17 protein-coding genes are annotated in these 15,982 nt (G+C 59.4%); 11 read left to right on the top strand and 6 right to left on the bottom strand.

Going from position 1 to position 15,982, the window contains the following annotated elements; all coding sequences use genetic code 11:
* Nucleotides 1-7: 7 nt before the first annotated feature.
* The gene (locus ARC85_RS01235) at nt 8-421 is read left to right on the top strand and encodes a response regulator (RefSeq protein WP_011783682.1); all 414 of its coding nucleotides are present in this window, start codon (nt 8-10) and stop codon (nt 419-421) included.
* Between the two features lie 34 nt (nt 422-455).
* Here the strand turns inward: ARC85_RS01235 and ARC85_RS01230 are convergent, their stop codons facing one another.
* Nucleotides 456-728, bottom strand: coding sequence for a hypothetical protein (locus ARC85_RS01230; protein WP_031209774.1), 273 nt, complete (start codon nt 726-728; stop codon nt 456-458).
* Between the two features lie 551 nt (nt 729-1,279).
* Between ARC85_RS01230 and ARC85_RS01225 the strand changes: the two genes are divergently transcribed.
* The gene (locus tag ARC85_RS01225) at nt 1,280-1,516 is read left to right on the top strand and encodes a hypothetical protein (protein WP_014420082.1); all 237 of its coding nucleotides are present in this window, start codon (nt 1,280-1,282) and stop codon (nt 1,514-1,516) included.
* On the opposite strand, the gene ARC85_RS01220 is transcribed toward ARC85_RS01225, so the two are convergent.
* Entirely contained in the window at nt 1,485-1,997 is a 513-nt protein-coding gene (locus tag ARC85_RS01220) for a 3'-5' exonuclease (RefSeq protein WP_022991828.1), read from the bottom strand. The two genes, ARC85_RS01225 and ARC85_RS01220, sit on opposite strands and share 32 nt — an antisense overlap.
* A 152-nt stretch (nt 1,998-2,149) precedes the next feature.
* On the opposite strand from ARC85_RS01220, the gene queC reads away from it, so the two are divergent.
* Together queC and queE are read left to right on the top strand one after the other, a co-directional pair.
* Nucleotides 2,150-2,815, top strand: a complete 666-nt coding sequence (gene queC / locus ARC85_RS01215) for a 7-cyano-7-deazaguanine synthase QueC (RefSeq protein WP_272998915.1) — start codon at nt 2,150-2,152, stop codon at nt 2,813-2,815.
* Nucleotides 2,815-3,471, top strand: coding sequence for a 7-carboxy-7-deazaguanine synthase (gene queE / locus ARC85_RS01210; protein ID WP_114434682.1), 657 nt, complete (start codon nt 2,815-2,817; stop codon nt 3,469-3,471). Before queC ends, queE begins: the two co-directional genes overlap by 1 nt.
* A 1-nt stretch (nt 3,472) precedes the next feature.
* On the opposite strand, the gene ARC85_RS01205 is transcribed toward queE, so the two are convergent.
* The 4 genes from ARC85_RS01205 to ARC85_RS01190 all read right to left on the bottom strand — a co-directional run bounded on the left by ARC85_RS01205 (nt 3,473) and on the right by ARC85_RS01190 (nt 8,300).
* A complete protein-coding gene (locus ARC85_RS01205; RefSeq protein ID WP_014420086.1) occupies nt 3,473-4,516 on the bottom strand; it encodes an AraC family transcriptional regulator in 1,044 nt (347 codons plus the stop codon).
* Nucleotides 4,517-4,640: 124 nt separating this feature from the next.
* A complete protein-coding gene (locus tag ARC85_RS01200) occupies nt 4,641-5,537 on the bottom strand; it encodes an alpha/beta fold hydrolase (RefSeq protein ID WP_041654419.1) in 897 nt (298 codons plus the stop codon).
* A 90-nt stretch (nt 5,538-5,627) separates the two neighbouring features.
* A complete protein-coding gene (locus ARC85_RS01195) occupies nt 5,628-7,388 on the bottom strand; it encodes an ExeM/NucH family extracellular endonuclease (RefSeq protein ID WP_014420088.1) in 1,761 nt (586 codons plus the stop codon).
* Between the two features lie 9 nt (nt 7,389-7,397).
* Entirely contained in the window at nt 7,398-8,300 is a 903-nt protein-coding gene (locus tag ARC85_RS01190) for a helix-turn-helix transcriptional regulator (RefSeq protein WP_014420089.1), read from the bottom strand.
* Between the two features lie 245 nt (nt 8,301-8,545).
* Between ARC85_RS01190 and ARC85_RS01185 the strand changes: the two genes are divergently transcribed.
* The 7 genes from ARC85_RS01185 (at nt 8,546) to ARC85_RS01155 (ending at nt 15,979) form a co-directional block, all read left to right on the top strand.
* Nucleotides 8,546-9,829 carry an MFS transporter gene (locus ARC85_RS01185; RefSeq protein WP_286714172.1) on the top strand — a complete coding sequence of 428 codons (1,284 nt, stop codon included), beginning with the start codon at nt 8,546-8,548 and terminating at the stop codon, nt 9,827-9,829.
* A gap of 162 nt (nt 9,830-9,991) precedes the next feature.
* Nucleotides 9,992-10,417 carry a MarR family transcriptional regulator gene (locus ARC85_RS01180; protein WP_011783693.1) on the top strand — a complete coding sequence of 142 codons (426 nt, stop codon included), beginning with the start codon at nt 9,992-9,994 and terminating at the stop codon, nt 10,415-10,417.
* Nucleotides 10,418-10,420: 3 nt separating this feature from the next.
* On the top strand, nt 10,421-11,812 hold the full coding sequence (locus tag ARC85_RS01175) for a DHA2 family efflux MFS transporter permease subunit (protein ID WP_014420092.1): 1,392 nt from the start codon (nt 10,421-10,423) through the stop codon (nt 11,810-11,812).
* A 230-nt stretch (nt 11,813-12,042) separates the two neighbouring features.
* A complete protein-coding gene (locus ARC85_RS01170) occupies nt 12,043-12,612 on the top strand; it encodes a TMEM165/GDT1 family protein (protein ID WP_011783695.1) in 570 nt (189 codons plus the stop codon).
* 52 nt (nt 12,613-12,664) lie between these two features.
* Complete coding sequence (locus ARC85_RS01165) at nt 12,665-13,714, top strand: L,D-transpeptidase family protein (protein WP_153739733.1); 1,050 nt, start codon at nt 12,665-12,667, stop codon at nt 13,712-13,714.
* Between the two features lie 24 nt (nt 13,715-13,738).
* A complete protein-coding gene (locus tag ARC85_RS01160) occupies nt 13,739-14,491 on the top strand; it encodes an SDR family oxidoreductase (RefSeq protein ID WP_041654424.1) in 753 nt (250 codons plus the stop codon).
* 21 nt (nt 14,492-14,512) lie between these two features.
* On the top strand, nt 14,513-15,979 hold the full coding sequence (locus ARC85_RS01155; protein WP_153739734.1) for an NfeD family protein: 1,467 nt from the start codon (nt 14,513-14,515) through the stop codon (nt 15,977-15,979).
* Nucleotides 15,980-15,982: the final 3 nt, after the last annotated feature.

The following is a 15,982-nucleotide window of genomic DNA, read 5'->3' as shown; positions in this document are numbered from 1 at the left end:
GAGTGTAATGAGTGATCTCAGAGTACTGGTGGTCGAAGATGAGCCGGTGATGCGGGAGCGTCTGGTCGACATGCTTTACAAAGCCGGTGCTACCAGCGTGTCTGAATGTGCGGACGCTGCGTCTGCCAGGGCGGCGTTCGAGGCCAGTGAGTTCCAGATCATTCTGCTGGATCTGGGACTGCCGGATGGTAACGGTCACGAACTGATGACCCGTTTCAAACAGGTTCGGGAGAACCAGCATATTGTGCTGGTCACGGCAGACGATTCCATTGAGAGTATTCAACGTGCCATCAGTGCCGGCGCCAATGGCTATGTAGTGAAGCCCTACTCCCAGGAAAAGATTTACGATGTGGTGAACAACTACGCCATGGTCCATGGCGGTGATCTGTCGATGATGGATGGGCTGAACCGGCATCATTGACCGGTCCAGCCTGCGGTCGTGGCGGCAAACCTGCTCAGGCGACCTGGCGGGCAATCCAGGAGTTGTAGCGGGTGGCCAGCGCCCGGACATATCGGGCTTCGGCTCCGTCCAGATTGCTGAGTACGCCTTTGAAAATCCAGCCCCGCTCGTACAGACCCAGCACCCGCTGCTCGTCATCCAGGTTGACTCGCTGATTGAGTTTCTTGCAGATTGCATCCAGCAGCGGCAGCTTCTCCGGGCGCTTGATCGGAGCCTGACGATTGGCCATGGGCTGGTTCGCTGCACGTGATGTCGGATGTCTTCTCATGATGTTCTCCTTGTCGTTTTGCGGCTGCAAAAACAGAAAACCCCGGAGCCTCACAGGCAACCGGGGTCTGGCGGAGAAGCTGCCCCGGTTGCCGCAACGGCTCCCGGGACTGACCGAAAGCCGTTAGCTGTCTTTCACCATGGCACGCACGGCCTGCCCAATCTGGCAACCGGCGGCTGAGTATACGGTGTGCTTTGAAATCATCCTGGTCATATCGGCTCTGTGGATTCGGTTCAGTCATCAGTGTATAGGCAATTGGACGGTTTGCAATAGCCCAGCCCATTCGGCAAACCCGTACAGACGCACCGGCGGGAAATCCTCATACTTCTCCCTGTCACGTGTTTTTACGTTGTGCAATCCGCGGTACCTGCCTGGCAGGTATCGAATGGATCTCTCCTTTCTACGCAGCCCGATGGGCTGCGTTTTTTTTGCCATCTCGGTAAGTTCGTAGCCACTACTTCGTACAGCCATTTATGGCGGCTTTGGCGATAATTCAACCACTCAATACATCCAGTTATCCAATTGATATCCAGAGGTTGAAACCGAAGAAAATGCCCGAAGAACCCGGACCTGCCCGTAACAAGTTCCGTTCTGATTTTATTGTCGAGATTGCCCTGATTGTCGCGGTTGCCGTTTATCTGGTGATGGCGCAGGGGCAAGTGGTGGGTGAGAACCTGTCCTTTACGGTTACTGGTGCCGCGCTGATGGCACTGGCCACCTACTGGACACTCCATACCATCCGAGATGGCCTGGAAGTTATTGCACTGCGGCTTCGCCCCGGCAAATAACCCGTTCCCAGGTTTTGTGCAGGATGAGTGCATCGTTGGCTGCCCGATGCACGGGCAGCCCGAGTTCGGCAATCACCTGCTGGCGGATGCCTGACCAGTGGCGTACCTGGCCCGGGTCGAGCAGCATGGAAATGGATTCCAGTTGAAACGCCGGAACCTCACCGGCGGCCCGGAATAGCCTGTGTAGCCAGAAGCTGTCGAAAGTCCAGGCGTCACAGAATACCTGCTCCGGCAACAACTTGTTTAATTGCTGAGCCACCTCGCTAACCGGCATGCCTTCCTGCAACAGCCGTTGCCGTGAAATTCCGTGAATGGTTTCCGCGCTTTCAGACCAGTCCTGCCAGAGCACATGGGGCTGAATCAGCCAGCTGTGCAGTGCCCCGTCGGGCATGCAGATGCCTACCTCAATCGGGTAGCTGGCGATCAGGTCGAGGCTGGACGCCTCAAAGTCAATAAAGGCCGGGCTGAAGTCTGAGCTCATTGAATCGGTGCTGGTGCTTTGTCGTTTTCTTTCGAGTTTACCCCTGATCTTGCCAGGACGCGAACCCAACTCGGTTTGTCACTGTTACAATATGGCCACGCTTTGTAAAAGCCCGATGACACACCCTTCTGAAAAACTGGTGCTGACCCCTCATGACTGACTCCGTTGTCGTTATCTATTCCGGTGGTATGGATTCTTTCACACTGTTGCACCTGGCCCGCGCCAGGGGGCTCAAGGTACATGCCCTGTCCTTCAACTATGGCCAGCGCCACGTGCGGGAACTGGATGTGGCCGCCGATGTTTGCCGGGCTGAAGGTATCCCCCACAAAGTGATTGATATCCGTGCCATGAGTGAGGTGATGTCCGGCTCTTCTCTGACGTCCGACATCGAAGTGCCTGAAGGCCATTATGAAGAAGGCACCATGAAAGCCACGGTTGTGCCCAATCGCAATATGATCCTGTTATCGCTGGCGACCGGGTATGCGGTGACTACCGGGGCGGGCGCGGTCTGGTATGGAGCCCATGGCGGGGACCACGCCATTTACCCGGATTGCCGGCCGGAGTTTGTTGAAAAAATGGATGCTGTGTGCCGGGTGGCCAACTACGAGCCCGTGGGCATTGAGGCACCCTTTATGGCCATGGACAAGGGCCAGATCCTGGCTGAAGGGCTCAAGCTGGGCCTCGATTACAGCCAGACCTGGACCTGCTACAACGGCCGCGACAAGGCGTGCGGACGTTGTGGTTCCTGCGTCGAGCGGCTGGAGGCCTTTGCCGCCAACGGCGTCACCGATCCACTGACCTACGAGCGTCTTGCCTGATGTACCGCGTCAAGGAAGCCTTTTACACTCTCCAGGGTGAGGGTGCCCAGGCTGGACGCGCGGCGGTGTTCTGCCGGTTCAGCAAATGCAATCTCTGGACGGGGCGTGAGAAAGACCGGGCGAATGCGGTGTGCAATTTCTGCGACACAGATTTTGTCGGTACCGATGGCCAGAATGGCGGCCGCTTCGACACCCCGGAGGCCCTGGCCGCCCATATCCGGTCACTGTGGCCCGATGCTCCTGGCCGGCCCTATGTGGTCTGTACCGGTGGTGAGCCTCTGCTGCAACTGGATGAGCCTTTGATCAGGGCCTTTCACCGGGCCGGGTTTGAGGTTGGGGTGGAAACCAATGGCACATTGCCTGCGCCCGAAGGTATCGACTGGCTGTGTGTCAGCCCGAAAGCCGATGCCGAGGTGGTCATTGCCGAGTGTGATGAGCTGAAGCTGGTCTACCCGCAGCCGCTGGCGCCACCGGAGCGATTTCTGCACATCCAGGCGAGGCATTACTTCCTGTCACCCATGGCCTCACCGTCTGTGCCGGAGGGTGGGCCGGATGCCATCAAGCAAAGCAATACCCGCAAAGCCACGGACTACTGCCTGGCGCATCCGCAATGGCGGTTAACCTTGCAGATGCACAAGATTCTGGGCATCGACTGAGTCAGGCGGTTTCCGCGGTCTGCAGTTCCCGGTTGCGAAAGTGGCTGGGGCTCAGCCCCGTCCAGCGTTTGAACGCCCGGGTAAAATTGGCGGCGTCGGCATAGCCCAGGCTGTCGGCAATCTGGCTCAGATTCATGGTGGTGCTGGCCAGCAGATCCCGTGCGCGCTCCAGGCGGACCTGGTCCACAAGGGCCTGGAAGCTGGCTTCTTCTTCCTGCAGCCGGCGTTTGAGGGTGCGCTCTGAAACATACAGGGTGGAGGCCACCCGGGCCAGTTTTGGCGGAAACGGGTGGCTGGTTTCGATCACCCGTCGAACACGGCAGGCAAACCCGGCATCTTCTTTTAGTTGTTTCAGTGCCGTTTCGCATTGTTCCCGCGAACTGACCGCCAACTGATCGTTACTGAACTGCACAGGCAGATTGAGCTGGCTGGCAGGAATCACCAGGGCATCTTCACTGGCGCCGTAGTCCACCGGCACCCCGATGGAGCGTCGGAACCGGTGAAAGTGGTTGGGTTCCGGGCCCCGGCGCAAAACCTGTGTCCCGGGCACCGGGCTGCCAGTGAGTTGTGCCCCCATGGAAACGCAGCCGAACAGCACGGCATCCAGAACGAATCCCTGCAATGGGCCTAGCTCGATATCGCATTTGACCGCGTACCAGACATTGCTGCCTGCGACTCGCTTCTCTACCTTCAGATGCGGTGCCCGCAAGGTGAGATAACGGGTCATCAGCTCCAGAGCCTCGGCCAGCGTGCGGCTGCTCATGACAGCGGTACCCAGTGCACCATGCAGGGGCAGCTTGAGCTCCCTTGCCAGCAGGATACCAAGTCCAGGTTCACCACTTTCAATGATGGCCCGGGTCACAAACTCGCTGGCCTGGGCCTGGCTGACCCGAAGTTCGGTGGAATTGAGCCGGGTGGGATCCAGCCCGACTCTCAGAATCAGGTCCCGGTCATCAACACCAATGGTATGAAGCAGCTCGGCCAGGGTATGCAGGTAGATGGCCGGCATGCCCAGATCCTGAGAATTGGAAACAGAGGCGCGCATGATGTTCCTCGTCAGCGTGTGTTGTTGTTATGTAAGGGAGCTCGTTGGAACCGATTATGGCGCTTTGCACGGTTGAGCCCCATGACTTCGCTGACGGGTCAATGGGCCAGAGAGGCCAATTGCTTTATCTCGCCTGTCGTTGAACAAATTCCTGCAACACCCTGGCGGATTGGCCCGGGCGCTCCAGCATGGGCAGGTGGCCGACACCCGGGAACACGTGAACTTCCGCATTGGGTGTAGCGGTACGAAACCAGTCTACGCAACGGGTTGGTGTGATCACGTCGCGATCACCCCATTGCACTTGCAGTGGTGGAGTGTCCGGGCCAAGAAATCGCGCGGGGGCCAGGGCATCGGCCAGCATATCGTTGAAAATATGCCGTAGCGACGCTTGCCGTTTGAGCAGGTCGGGACCCAGCAGGCCGGTCATGGCCAGCCCGGGTACCGTGGGCTTGCCATTCCCGACGCTGTTGAACATGCGGTAAACGCCGGCCCAGTCGCCAGGAATAAGAATGGCATCGCGATCAGACTTGAAGGGCGCGTTGATATCCACATCCGGGTGTTCCGGAATGCCGGCGCTATTGAGCAGTGTGACCGAGCGGGGTGGCTGGTTCAGCTTATGGGCGAGGATCGCGGCAATGGCACCGCCCATGGAACTGCCCGCCAGATGCAGGTTGTCGCCCGGGTATTCAGACAGCCAGTCCCTCAGCCGCTCTGCCTGGCGTTCGTAGCGATAGCTGGCCGCGGGCTGATACTGGCTTTCGCCCAGCCCCGGCAGGTCCGGAATCAGCAGATGCCAGTGCGAAGGCAGCTTCTGCATCCAGAGCGCCCAGTTCTCCTTCATGGAGGCAAAGCCATGGATAAGCACCAGGGTCGGACGCCCCGGGCCGGGCCGGCCGCGTTCCAGAAAAATCATGCGATGACCGTCCACACCGGCTTCCCGGCGTTTGGCTCTGAGCAGCCAGCGTTGTCCGGTTCGGGCCATGGGCCAGAGATCGGGTACAGGGATCGATGCCACGGGCATACCTCATTACTGTGAATGCCTTGTCAGTTTAACGCGGCGCGGGCCGTGCGCTATTGCCCGGCTGCCGGACTCCGGAGGCGGTGCAGCAAGTCAGCGGGTGGGAGTGAGGTTCAGATCGGTCAGCACGGGATTGTGGTCAGACGATCGCCACGGGCCCGACTGATCCGGGGTCTGACGGTAGCTCAGCGCCCGGGGCTCATCAGCGTTGATGTTCCAGGTTTGCGCCTGCTCAATCCAAGGCATCAGTGCCGGGCTGGCAAGCGCGTAATCAAGGGTACCTTTCTGGCCCTGGTACCGGTAGGTATAGTGCTCGCACTGCATTGGCAGGCAAGGGTAATACTGGTGTACCAGGCTGGTGAAACCGGCTTCCTGGAACCGTTTGACCGGCGCCTCGCGGGCATAGCTGTTGAGATCGCCAGTGATCAGTACGGGTGTGGTTTCGGGATCTCCGGCCAGTGCCTGGAGCCAGATCACGATAGCGTTGGCGCTGAGGGTCCGCTGCCGGTTGTAGCAGCCCTGCCCGTCGCCCTGATCCTGTTCTCGGGCCGCTGCATGCCGGCAGGATTTTGATTTCAGATGTGGTACTACCACCCAGAACGTCAGCTCACTTCCCCGGGCACGGAATGCCTGGGCGAGTGGCGGGCGGGACGCGCCTGGAAGTTCGCCTGGTCCGGGCCTGTAAGCCGGGCCAGTGGGGCGGACCCGGGATTCCCGATACAGCAAGGCAGTGCGGATGGCATCGTTGCCGTCCCGGCCCGGCGTCTGTACGACTGCCCAATCAGCGCCGAGCGTCCGGGCCAGGCCAGCCGCCGCACTGTCTGGGCCGTAGCCGTCATTTTCCAGTTCGGTCACGGCAAGGATGTCGGGGTGCGCGTCCTGGATGGTTCGGGCGAGTTTACGGTTCTGGGTCTGAAACTGCTCGAGCGATGATGCGCCCCGTGGCGTGGGAAAGCCCTTGCCCTGCCCGTCGCCATTGAAGTAGTTCTGCAGGTTCAGGGTCATGATCCGGATACTGTCCGTTGATTTGGTCGGCGCTTGTGGTCTGGGGTTACGGGCCTGGAAACGTGGTACAGCGCCCGGTTGAACCCGCCACTGGCCAAAGCGGTAATCCAGTACGCCCTCCAGTTCTGACACGATATCGCCGGCCCGAACGGTATCGCGTTCTAATAGCCAGGGCACCGGCGTCGGGTTTTGCTTGCCCAGGCCGTCGTCCAGGGTTATCCGTTGCGCCAGGTTTTGCTGTTCCAGTGTGCGGGCAGCCGGACCTGGCGCTAACTGTTCTGTGGCAATCACCTGATCGCTGGCCGCCAATGCCAGCTCGCCGTACCTGGCCAGGTTGTAATTATCGATGACCGTCAGGGGCTCGTCGAAACGCACCCGCATGTTTTCCAGGCTTTCGGGCGGTTGCGACCAGGGTAGCGATACGTTGATCGGCGCTGGCAGGGGTGCCTGGCCGCAGACTGAAAGGCTGTGCACCGGTGCCAGTTCGGTCAGGCCGTGAAACTCCTTGACGGTGCCGGTAACCCGCACCCGCTGACCCACGGTGCCAGCGGCTTTGCGGGTATAGACAAACAGTGCTTCTGAGGTGGCTGGATTGTCATCGGTCTGGTGATCGGCCTGCTGCAGGTAGAATCCGGAAAAGCCGCCAGGTTTTCGGGCATCCAGTACAAGAATGCCTTCTACGGTCACGGTTTGGCCGATCAGTGGGGATTGGTTGCCGGTGCCCTGTACCTGATGGATGGGCGTGGCGGAAGCTCCACAGCGGTTATCGGCATGCGCCTGGAGTGGCGTCGCCGATAACACGAGCCCCAGGTAAAAAAGGGCAGTAAAGGTCTGGAGCGGTCTGGTCACGGGGCCAGTCTAGCAGAGACCGGCCACCGCCTTGAGTGCCCGTTCGCGTTTGCTGCCAAAACCGAGCTGGTCCGGGTTGGCCAGTTCTAGCTGCTGAACCAATGGGTCTGGGTGGCTGTTTTCGTAGGTGATGCCTAGTCGGGACAGCACATAGGGTGCCAGGGCTGCTCGGGTTTCGATGTGCAGCAGGCCATTGGTCATGCCGTAGTCGCGGGCGATGATCTTCTGCTGGGCTTCGGTCAGGCGCTGGTCCGGGGTGATCTCCAGTGTCACCTGCCGCTGCCAGTCGTCATCCTGCTGGGCGTTGTGCCGGGCTTTCTGACGCAGGGCTTCAATACGGCCGTGGAAGCGACTCAGGGCAAAATCCCGGAATTCCCGGTTGGCGCTGCACCATGCCCGAACGTGCCAGCTGTTGCCGGAACAGACCAGAGCGTGGGGTTCCAGCACACTTTCGGCGGCTTCCGGGCGACTCAGTGATACGTAGCTCGCCTTCAGCTGGCGATGATAACGGGTAGCGGTCACCACGGCCCGCATAACTTCCGGTTCTATATGGCGGGCCGCCTCCGGGATGACGGCGTTGCCGGGCAGGCCCAGTTCAAGATCGGAGAAAGTATCACTCAGATTCTGCTGGCGGGCCAGAAGATCCTGATACTCGGATACGGCGCCCCGGGTGACCACCGGCTTGAAATTGTCAGAGGGGACATAGCCTTTCAGGTGCCGGTCGTAGACCAGATTGCCGGGAGCCAGTTCACGAAGATAAGTATTGATGTCCTTGGAAGCCTGCTGTCGACCGATACCAAAGCTGTGACAGATATGGTTGGTGGTCAGCCGACCCTCCCACAGGGCGATAATCTCGATCAGGCGATAGCGAAGCAGTAAATCCCAACGAATGGGCCAGTCCGTTTTCTTCATAACCAGGCGCTCACGGTCCAGTAGATTGCATGGCAAATATGTTACCTGCTCCCGCCAATCGGGTCTGTTACGACCCATTAATGTAAAACATTGTCAAATGGCCTGCCAGTGCGGGCTCGGGGTCTCGGCAACTCCCTAGTGGCGCGGCTATAAAGAGGTTGGTTAAATGCTCGCCAGCAGACAATCTATAATGTTGCTATCTTTTCTTTTTGTTACCCACTGTAATCGCGACAGGCAGAATTCCGATGACCCGAATGGTTGCGTCTTTATCAGCGCTGATACTCAGTATTGTCCTTCTGGTCAGTGGCAACGCCTTTCTGATGACTCTGTTGGGCATTCGCCTGAGTATTGAAGAGGTTTCGCCAGATGTGATCGGCTGGGTGCTGGTGTGCTACTCCATCGGGTTTGTGCTTGGCACCTTGTATGTGCACAAGATTATTGGCCGGGTGGGTCACATCCGTGCCTTTGCGGTGTTCGCAGCCATGGCGGCGGTCACCGCACTGATGTATCCGATGGCTATTTCCATGGTGTTCTGGGCCGTGCTGCGGGTGCTGTCCGGGTTCAGTATTGCCGGGGTGCTGGTGGTCATTGAGAGCTGGTTTTCCAGTCGGGCCACCAACGCGAATCGCGGCGCACTCTTCGCGGTCTATCAGATTGTCTTCTATCTTTCTGCCGCCGGCGGCCAGTTGATTGTCAATGTCGGTGACCCGGCCAACTTCCTGCCGTTCTCGCTGGCGGCCATGTTGCTGACGCTGGCATTGATTCCGTTGTCTTTGACCCGGATGGAGGCGCCGGTTATTGAACAGGCCAGCCGCATGTCGGTGTTCAAGCTGGCGCGCGAATCGTTTTCGGGCGTTGCCGGGGCGCTGATCTGTGGGGTGATGATCGGTGGCTTCTATGCCCTTGGGCCGGTTTACGCCACGCTGGTTGGCCTGGATGTGGCGCGCACCTCTACCTTTATGGCCAGCGCGATTGTGGCGGCCATGCTTCTGGCCTGGCCGCTGGGACGGCTGTGCGACCGTTTTGACCGGCGCAGGGTCATGTTCTGGGTGGCGGTGGCCGCGTCGGCTTCCGCGGGCGGTGTGGCGGTGCTTGGCGCCGGTAACCTGGCCTTACTCACGCTTTTGGTAGGGCTGTTCACCGGCCTGTCGGCCACTATCTATCCGATTGCCGTGGCGATCACCAACGACCGTATGGACAGCAACCGGATAGTCTCGGCCAGTGCGACCTTGCTGCTGAGTTACGGTATTGGCAGTGTCATCGGCCCCATTGCCATGGCAGAGCTGATCAGCCTGTTGGGTCCGGCTGGCCTGTTCTATGGCAATGCGGGGTTCCTTCTGGTGTTGGCGGTGATTACCAGCTACCGCATCAGCCACACCGAAGATGTTCCGGTGGACGAGCAGGAGCATTTCGTTCCGACCATGCCGGAAACCTCACCGGTGCTGACCGAGATGGATCCCCGGAACACCGAGTTTCACGAGTCACCGGAAGTGGAAGAAATGCAGGAGGAGCTGCGTCAGGCCGGTTGACGCAGCTTTCGGTTTTCCCCAATTATATTTTTGTCTTCACATCTGTTTTTATTTCAATGGTTAGCTTACTATTGGTGAATTTCCAATAAGGTAAGTCTTTTGTCGGTTTTCGGGGTGGCGTTTGCTTGTCCCATGCCGGATCACCATCAGGAGTAATGAACCATGAGAGATCAGTTTCCGTTTGCCGTTGCCCGGGTAACCCGCCGCTGGCGCAAAATGCTCGATGAACGCCTGAAAGATCTGGGTGTTACCCAGGCACGTTGGAGCACCATGGTGTATCTGCAGCAAGGTGGTGAAGGCCTGACCCAGCGTGAACTGGCCAGCCTGATGGCCATTGAAAACCCGACCCTGGTACGTTTGCTGGACAGTCTTGAGCAACAGGGGCTGATTGAGCGCCGCCCATGCCCCAACGATCGTCGCGCCCGTCGCCTTCACCTGACCAAGGCCGGTGTCGAGTTCATGGATGAGTTGTCCGAGCGCGCGGCCACGCTCCGAGAGGAGATGCTTGACGGCATTTCCGACAAAGACATTGAGGCATCGCTCAAGGTTTTCCACAAGATCATGGAAAACGCCGAGAAGCAGAAGTGAGTCTTGGCTGATCAATCCGTAGAGGGCCTGCGGGCCCGATATGGTGACCGCTGGCGCTGGCTGGCGGTGCTTACCGTGGTGCTCGGCACCATGGCCACGGTGCTCAGTGCCACGGTGGTCAACGTTGCCCTGCACGATATCATGGTGGAGTTCGGTATCCGCCAGGGCCAGGTTCACTGGCTGGCGACCGGTTTCATTGCCGCCATGACCACCACCATGCTGGCTTCGGCGTGGCTGCTGGACCGCTTCGGTGTCCGCAAGACCCTCAGTGCCGCCATGGCCATGTTCACGCTGATTTCCCTTGCCGGTGGCTTCGCGCCCACGCCGGAATTGTTGATTGCCGCCCGGATTGGGCAAGGGGCCATGGCCGGGTTGATGCAGCCCATGGGCATGTATCTGGTGTTCCGGATTTTTCCGGCTGACCAGCGCGGCCGCGCCATGGGCATCTATGGTATGGGTGTGATTCTTGCGCCGGCTCTGGGTCCGGTCCTCGGTGGTTTTCTGGTGGATCAGTTCCACTGGCGCTGGGTCATGTTTGCCCCGGCTCCGGTCACCTTGCTGGGTGTGTGGATGGCCTTGCGCTTTCTGCCGTCACCACGGTCCCGTCCGGCTCCCTACATGTTCGATCTGTCCGGTATGGTTCTGCTGGGGGCCGCGGTTGCTGTCACCCTGGAAACGCTTAACCGTCTGCAGGACTGGCCCGGCGACTCTGTGCGTATTGCCTGGCAGGGCGCGTTGGCTGCGAGTCTGATTACTGGATTTATCGTACATGAACGCCGCACAGCCCATCCGCTTATCCGGCTGGCGTTGCTGCGGGAGCCGGTTTTTCTGTATGCAACCCTGGGCGCTATGGCGCTGGGCCTGGCGCTGTTCGGTTCCACTTACCTGATCCCGCTATTCGTACAGACTTCCCTGGGTTTTTCGGCTACGGAGGCGGGCGTGCTGATGTTACCGGCAGGTATTGTGCTGGGGATGGTGTTCCCCGTGGCTGGCAGGCTTGCCGACAAACGCAGTGCCCGGGGGCTGGTACTGTTTGGTATTGCCATGTTTGCCTGCTCGGCTGTGTTGTTTGCCGCTACCGGGGCGCTGGTCGGGTTTGTCTGGCTGGCATTGTGGGCAGTTGTGGGCCGAATCGGTATAGGCTTTATGTTGCCGGCGCTGTCGACGGGAGCTCTGAACCCGCTCGCGCCGGAACAGCTGGGTGCAGGTTCCAGTACGATCAATTTCGCCCGTCAGCTGGGTGGTGCGCTCGGGGTGAATATCGTTGCCCTCACCATCGAGTTCGGCGAACACGAAGGCGGGCTGCCAACCGTTTCAGCCTTTGCCTCGGCCTGGTGGCTGGTTGCGGTATGCGTGGCGCTGGCGGCGGTGCCGATCTGGAAAATGCGGGCCTGAGGCCGGGAGTTGCCTTGTTTGCCGCTATTCATTACTATGGCCGCACCTTCGGGGGAGTAGCCTCTGCACCGGTGATCCGGGGCAGACGGTGGTCAACATACTTGCAGCTCAATCTGCATGGCCATCGTGTTCCTGAACAGGAATTGGCAAGACCTGAGGCAGATCACCTCCAATGGGCGGAAGGTGGGCTGTCTCATGTCTGAATTGTCTCCGCCCTGAGGTTCTGCTGAATGGATGCTTTTCTCGCTTCGACGCTTGCCGTTGCCATCGCTGAAATTGGCGATAAAACCCAGCTGTTGTCTCTCTTTCTGGTTGCCAGATACGCCAAACGTACCCCTATCATCCTCGGGATTCTGATTGCTACCGTGCTTAACCATGCCCTGTCCGCCTGGCTGGGCGCCTGGGTTGCGCAATGGATTCCGGAGGCCTGGCTGCCCTGGATCCTGGCCGTCAGCTTTGTTGCCATTGCCCTGTGGCTGTTGATTCCAGACAAGGATGATTCGGAGGACTCGAAATTCCTGGGTATGGGTGCCTTCATGGCCACGACCATCATGTTCTTCCTGGCGGAAATTGGTGATAAAACCCAGATTGCCACGGTGGTCCTGGCCGCACGGTATACCGACACGTTCTGGGTTATCATGGGTACAACGGTGGGTATGCTGTTGGCCAATGTGCCGGTTATCATGGCGGGTCGCTGGCTGATGGAACGCCTGCCGCTGGCCATGGCGCGAATCAGTGCGAGTATTCTGTTTGTGGCCCTGGCCGTGGTGACGGTCTGGGCCACGGTAATGAACTCCTGAGCCGGACGCCGGTCATTGAGTGTGAGAAATGTTGTTACGGGAACCCAATCTTATGCGGTGGAAAAGCTGGTTGCTTGTTGTCATTGGTGTCAGTCTGCTGTGGCCGTTTTCCTCAGTGCAGGCCGCCCGGGACACAAACGGGCCGGAGGCATCAGAACGGGCGCCGGACCGCTCCCCGCGGGTTCCTACCTTTCAGCCCGACGGTGACCTGGCGGGAGAGCTGCAGGTGTTCAATACCGTCTATGAGGACACCTTTGCCGGCATTGGTAACAAGTTGGCCCTGGGGTACCTGGAGTTGGTGAAGGCCAATCCCGGTATTGATCCCTGGCTGCCGGGCGAAGGCACCATGATCACTCTGCCCCGCATGTATGTGTTGCCCGATGTTGAGCGCGAGGGCATCGTGATTAATCTGGCTGAATACCGGCTGTATTACTTCACACCGGATGGCGGGGTGCAGGTGTACCCGGTTGGTGTGGGCACTGAGGAAAACCCGTCGCCGCTGACCAATGCCAAAGTAACCATGCCACTGGAGTCCCCGGCCTGGTACCCGCCAGCGAGCATTCGTGCCGAATATGAGGCGTCGGGAGACTATCTGCCGAAAATGATCCCGCCAGGCCCGGGCAATCCCCTGGGTACCCATGCCCTCATGCTGAGTGAGAAAGGCTATCTCATTCACGGCACCAACAAACAGTTCGGTGTCGGTATGCCGGTCAGTCACGGCTGTTTCCGCATGTACAACGAAGATATTTCACGGTTTGTCTATCAGGTGGAGAAAGGCACGCCGGTTCAGGTGATTCGTGAGCCGGTCAAGATCGGTATGGCCGGTGGTGAGGTGTGGCTGGAAGTGCATCGGCCCCATGAGGACTATTCGGCCCGCGACCGGGAGCGCTTGTGGGCTCAGGTATTTGAAAAAGTAGAGAGCTTCCGCCAGCAGCATCCGGATGTGGATCTTCGCCGCCGTTCCATTGAGCTGGCGGTGGATCAGGCCGATGGTCTGCCCACCATGATCGGCGAGAAGCTGACCCGGATGGCATCCGAGGATTCGGTTGAACCGGCAGAATCCGAGAAACAGGGCAATCCGGAACAGACCCTGTATTTCTAGTCCCCCTGGTAAAGGAACACCGCAATGAGCAGGAGCATTCTGATCACCGGCGCCAGTTCTGGCCTTGGCGAGGGCATGGCCCGAGAGTTTGCCGCCCGCGGAGATAACCTGGCGCTCTGCGCCCGAAGAACTGAGCGGCTCGAGGTGCTGAAAGCGGAGCTTGAACAGCAGTATCCGGGTATCCGGATTCAGGTGATGGCACTGGATGTGAATGATCATGTTCAGGTGCAGGAGGTGTTCCGGGCTTTTCAGGCGCACTTTGGAGCACTGGACCGGATTATTGTGAATGCCGGTATCGGTAAGGGCCAGCCACTCGGAACCGGGCGCTTTGATGCTAACCGGCAGACCGCAGAAACCAACTTTGTCGCCGCCCTCGCCCAGATTGAAGCGGCGATGGAAATTTTCAGGGAACAGAACCGGGGCCACCTGGTGGCCGTATCATCGGTAACGGCAGTGCGCGGTATGCCGGGCAACGTTACCACCTATGCCGCCACCAAGGCCGGGTTGGCAGCACTCTGTGAAGGACTGCGCATCGAGTTGAAAAAACGCCGGTCCCCGATCCGTGTGACTACCCTGTATCCGGGCTATATTCGCACTGAAATCAATGAGAAGGTGAAAAACACACCGTTCATCGTCGACGCACAAACCGGCTGTCGTGCTATGGTGAAAGCCATAGAAGCCGGAAAAGCCGAGCATTTTGTGCCCGCCTGGCCCTGGGCCCCGATCGGTTTTGTGCTAAGGCGGTTACCGGAGTCGGTTCTGGCAAAGCTGTTCTGATCACTCCCGTGGGAGGTTGAGATGCGTGCAAGCCACTTCAGGACATCGACACTCACCCCCAGAGTAAAGCTCTGGGCGCTGGTGTTTGTAGCCGGAGCCTTGCTGGCCCTGTTCAGTCTTTCCCTGAAAGTCTTTGCGCAACAGGAATCGCCCCGTCAGGCCCTGGTGCTTTCGGTTGAAGGTGCGATTGGCCCGGCCACCATGGATTATGTGACCCGCGGTATTCGCCGGGCGGAGCGGGAAAGCGCCGGCCTGGTGGTGATTGAAATGGACACCCCGGGCGGTTTGATGGATTCCATGCGGGAAATCATCAAGACCATTCTCGCTTCCGATGTGCCGGTGGCGACCTACGTTTCACCCCAGGGTGCCCGGGCGGCCAGTGCCGGTACCTATATCCTCTACGGCAGCCACATTGCCGCCATGGCTCCGGCCACCAACCTTGGCTCAGCCACACCCGTGCAAATGGGTGGCCTGCCCGGCTCCACAGAACCTGAGTCCCCTTCTGAATCTGCCCCTGAAGAATCTTCGGAGGACACCGACCAGAGCGAATCGGCCGACAAACGTCGTGGCGACACTGCTATGGAGCGCAAGGTACTGGAAGATGCCGTGAGCTACATCCGCGGCCTGGCAGAGCGCCACGGTCGTAATGCCGACTGGGCGGAAGAGGCGGTTCGGGAGGCGGTCAATCTCGGGGCTACCGAAGCCCTTGAGCGTAACGTGGTGGACGTGGTGGTGCCGAACCTCCGGGCGTTGTTAAGCGAAATTGATGGTCGCACTGTGCGCATGGCCGCCGGTGATCGGGTACTGGAAACCGCGCAACTGGAATTGGTGCGGGCCGAGCCGGACTGGCGCACCAAACTGCTGTCGGTGATTACTGACCCGAATGTGGCCTATTTCCTGATGATCATCGGTTTTTACGGCATTCTTTTCGAACTGGCCAATCCCGGCGCCGTAGTGCCTGGGGTGATTGGCGCAATCAGTCTGATTCTGGCCCTGTTCGCCTTCCAGGTATTGTCGGTGAATTACGCGGGCCTGGCGCTGATCCTGTTGGGGCTGGCCTTCATTGTCGGCGAGGCGTTTGTGCCCAGTTTCGGCATCCTCGGCATCGGTGGCATCGTGGCGTTTGTCACTGGCTCCGTCATCCTGATGGACGGCAGCCATCAGGACATTTCGCTGCCCACGATTGGTGGCACGGCGGTGGTGGCTGGGGGCTTTATTCTCTGGACCGTTACCCGGTTCATCGGTCTTCGGCGGCGCCACCCGGTCTCGGGTAGTGAGCAGCTGGTCCACGAGCACGGTATGGCACTGGATGATTTTGTCCCCACGTATGATGCCTACGCGGGCCATGTACGGGTCAGCGGCGAACGCTGGAACGCCCGGAGTCAGGTGGCCATTGCCGCCCGATCGCAAGTGCGGGTAAATGGTATGGACGGCCTGACTCTGCTGGTGGAGCCCGGCAACGACGAACCGGCAGAGCGCACAGATTAAACA

The organism is Marinobacter sp. tcs-11, assembly GCF_002049515.1.
GTDB lineage: Bacteria > Pseudomonadota > Gammaproteobacteria > Pseudomonadales > Oleiphilaceae > Marinobacter > Marinobacter nauticus.
This window is presented reverse-complemented; position numbering and strand designations above follow the sequence as displayed.

Coding starts and splice junctions, on each gene's coding strand:
- ARC85_RS01205 (WP_014420086.1), bottom strand. CDS start 4,516: ATGCGCGCCTCTGTTTCCAATTCTCAGGATCTGGGCATGCCGGCCATC.
- queE (WP_114434682.1), top strand. CDS start 2,815: ATGTACCGCGTCAAGGAAGCCTTTTACACTCTCCAGGGTGAGGGTGCC.
- ARC85_RS01185 (WP_286714172.1), top strand. CDS start 8,546: ATGACCCGAATGGTTGCGTCTTTATCAGCGCTGATACTCAGTATTGTC.
- ARC85_RS01170 (WP_011783695.1), top strand. CDS start 12,043: ATGGATGCTTTTCTCGCTTCGACGCTTGCCGTTGCCATCGCTGAAATT.
- ARC85_RS01235 (WP_011783682.1), top strand. CDS start 8: ATGAGTGATCTCAGAGTACTGGTGGTCGAAGATGAGCCGGTGATGCGG.
- ARC85_RS01190 (WP_014420089.1), bottom strand. CDS start 8,300: ATGAAGAAAACGGACTGGCCCATTCGTTGGGATTTACTGCTTCGCTAT.
- ARC85_RS01220 (WP_022991828.1), bottom strand. CDS start 1,997: ATGAGCTCAGACTTCAGCCCGGCCTTTATTGACTTTGAGGCGTCCAGC.
- ARC85_RS01180 (WP_011783693.1), top strand. CDS start 9,992: ATGAGAGATCAGTTTCCGTTTGCCGTTGCCCGGGTAACCCGCCGCTGG.
- ARC85_RS01230 (WP_031209774.1), bottom strand. CDS start 728: ATGAGAAGACATCCGACATCACGTGCAGCGAACCAGCCCATGGCCAAT.
- ARC85_RS01165 (WP_153739733.1), top strand. CDS start 12,665: ATGCGGTGGAAAAGCTGGTTGCTTGTTGTCATTGGTGTCAGTCTGCTG.
- ARC85_RS01225 (WP_014420082.1), top strand. CDS start 1,280: ATGCCCGAAGAACCCGGACCTGCCCGTAACAAGTTCCGTTCTGATTTT.
- ARC85_RS01155 (WP_153739734.1), top strand. CDS start 14,513: ATGCGTGCAAGCCACTTCAGGACATCGACACTCACCCCCAGAGTAAAG.
- ARC85_RS01160 (WP_041654424.1), top strand. CDS start 13,739: ATGAGCAGGAGCATTCTGATCACCGGCGCCAGTTCTGGCCTTGGCGAG.
- ARC85_RS01200 (WP_041654419.1), bottom strand. CDS start 5,537: ATGCCCGTGGCATCGATCCCTGTACCCGATCTCTGGCCCATGGCCCGA.
- queC (WP_272998915.1), top strand. CDS start 2,150: ATGACTGACTCCGTTGTCGTTATCTATTCCGGTGGTATGGATTCTTTC.